We start from the raw sequence: 2,463 nt of genomic DNA, 5'->3' as shown, positions 1-2,463 counted from the left end.
TGGCGGGGGGGTGGTTTTTTTTTTATAACCCCCCGCGGGGGCCCCCCCCCGGACCCCGCTCCTCAAACGCCGGACGGGCTGAAACAGGCCCGGGGCTGTTCCGGTGGTGGTGTTACGTGCTGCGGGTCTTGGCCGCTGCTCCTGCGCAGACCATTCCCAGCAGTATCGTCAGTCCGCCGACGATGATGTTGTTGATCACGATCCCGACGTCCGGGCTGTTGCCCACGATCCAGGTCGACACGATGATCCACGCACCCATGGCGCACATCGCCCAGCTGAGGCCGTACATGCGCTCCGGCATCGCCGTGAAGCCGAGGGCCAGTACCGCGATGGCGATACCCATCAGCAGGTTGTGCGTGACCAGGGCCGGCTGGTTCGCCGTGAAGTGGAGCACCCAAGGGGAAACGGCACAGTACAGGCCGACGAGGAACACCGGCGCGTCCACCAGCGCCACATCACGACCGCCCATCACGCGGTCGTACCGCGCACGCATCTCGGAGGCATCGGGGTGGCCCGATATGTCACTCCTCGCGTGTGAGACGTTGCTCATGAGATTTCGTCTCCTTCGCTCCTGCGGGCCCCGCCGCCGTGCGGTGGATGCGGCAGGCACCCTTTCCTCCATAGTGCTCTTATCTGGCGCTTATGTGTACATTTCGGGCGATGTTTTCGGAGGGGAATCCTCAGGCGACCCGGGGGCCCTCGGCGTCCAGCCGGGTAGCCAGGGCGTGGAGGTCCGCCGCGGTCAGGCGGCGGTCACCGTAGCCGGGCAGCGGTACGTGCAGGGTCTCGGTCCAGCGGTCCGGGACCGCGCCGATGCCGTACACCGCTCCCGCCAGGCCGCCCGTCACGGCCGCCACCGTGTCGGTGTCCCCGCCCGCGTCGACGGCGCACGCCAACGCCCGCTCGAAGGTGTCCGTCGTGCGCAGCGCCCAGAGTGCGGTGCCCAGGCAGGGCCACACCGCACCGTTGAACTCGGTCGCCAGGCCCGGGTGCCAGTCGGACGCCAGCACCGTCGCCCAGCGGGCCCGATGATCGGGGTGCACCTGGGCCAACGCCCCGGGTACGGCGGCGAGCGGGTCGTCGCCCGCCAGGGCCACCCGGACCAGCTCATGGAAGACGGCGGTGCCCTCCCAGGCCGCCCGGTCGCCGTGGGTCAGCGCCGCGATCCGGCGGGCCGCCGCCATCGTCGCCCGGCGCCCGGCGTGCGCGAAGTACACCGCCGATGTGGTCGCCCGCATCAGTGAACCGTTGCCCGCGGCCCGCCCGTTGAGCTGGAAGTGCAGCCCCGCCGCCAGGTCCCACGGTTGGCCGTTGGTCAGCACGTCCTCGGTCTGCAGGCCGATGTCCTTGGGCTCGCCCGCCGCCCAACGCTGGAATCTGCCGAACATGTCCGGCAGGTCCGGGCCGCCCCGTTCCAGCAGCGACTCGCCCACCAGCACGGCCATCTGCGTGTCGTCCGTCGCCTCACCCGGATCCCAGCCGCCGCCTCCGCACAGCGTTCCGACGCCGTCCGGGAAGCGGGCGGCGAACACCCCGGCCGGGCCGAATTCGAACGGGGCGCCGAGCGCGTCCCCGGCGGCGGATCCGATCACGGCTCCGGCCACGCGGTCGCGGCGGCCCATGAACTCACGGTGCGTCATCCGGTCAGGCTACGGCCGACGCCCGCACGGGGGAGAGGCGATGAGCGACGACGAGGGGCGGGGAGCCGCGGCGTACGCGGCTTCCCGCCCCTCGTCGATGGGGGATCCTTGGGGGTTACTTCGGGGGCATCAGGACCGTGTCGACGATGTAGACCGTCGCGTTGGCGGTCGGGACGTTGCCGCAGACGACCTTGGAGGAGTCGTTCACGGTGTACTCCATGCCCGAGCCGGCCGTCGTCAGCTTGCTCTTCTCCAGCGTGTCGAAGGAGCCCTTCTCCAGCTGCTGCGGCGTCAGCTTCTCGCCCACGACGTGGTAGGTGAGGACCTTGGTGAGCTCGGCCTTGTTCGCCAGCAGCGCGTCCAGGTCGGCCTTCGGGATCTTCGCGAAGGCGTCGTTGGTCGGGGCGAACACCGTGATGTTCTCCGCGTTGTTGAGCGTGTCGACCAGGCCGGCCTGCTTCACGGCCGCCACCAGCGTCGACAGCTCCTCGTTGTTCGAGGCGGCCGTGGCGACCGGGTCCTTCGCCATGCCGTCGAACGAGCCCGCGCCTTCCTTCGGCACCGATGAACAGGCCGGGCCGAACGGCTCGTCCATGGTCGCCGATTCGTCGGCCGAGGGGCTCGCCGGGCTGGACGCGCTGGGCGTCGAGCCTGCCGCGGAGTCCTTGGAGGAGTCGTCCGACGAGCAGGCGGTCAGCGTCAGCGGCAGCACGGCTGCTGCGGACACGGCGACGGCTGCGCGGCGGAAGAGGAGGGTGTTCATGGCGTTTCTCCTGGATCGATGGTGTGGTGCGGGGAGTGAAGAGCAAGGTGGGGGGCGGGT

Annotated in this window: 3 protein-coding genes; all 3 read right to left on the bottom strand. The window is 70.2% G+C overall.

Features of this window, described 5'->3' with window-relative positions:
- Positions 1–112: 112 nt before the first annotated feature.
- The 3 genes from JS521_RS35245 to JS521_RS35235 all read right to left on the bottom strand — a co-directional run bounded on the left by JS521_RS35245 (position 113) and on the right by JS521_RS35235 (position 2,403).
- Positions 113–550, bottom strand: a complete 438-nt coding sequence (locus JS521_RS35245; RefSeq protein ID WP_205086927.1) for an SPW repeat protein — start codon at positions 548–550, stop codon at positions 113–115.
- A 130-nt stretch (positions 551–680) separates the two neighbouring features.
- On the bottom strand, positions 681–1,640 hold the full coding sequence (locus JS521_RS35240; protein ID WP_239488273.1) for an ADP-ribosylglycohydrolase family protein: 960 nt from the start codon (positions 1,638–1,640) through the stop codon (positions 681–683).
- Between the two features lie 115 nt (positions 1,641–1,755).
- Positions 1,756–2,403 carry a fasciclin domain-containing protein gene (locus JS521_RS35235; protein WP_205086926.1) on the bottom strand — a complete coding sequence of 216 codons (648 nt, stop codon included), beginning with the start codon at positions 2,401–2,403 and terminating at the stop codon, positions 1,756–1,758.
- Between the last annotated feature and the right edge of the window lie 60 nt (positions 2,404–2,463).

The organism is Streptomyces durocortorensis, assembly GCF_016901035.1.
Classification (GTDB): Bacteria; Actinomycetota; Actinomycetes; order Streptomycetales; family Streptomycetaceae; genus Streptomyces; species Streptomyces durocortorensis.
Note: the sequence above shows the minus strand (reverse complement) of the source record. Positions and strands in the feature narration are given on the sequence as shown.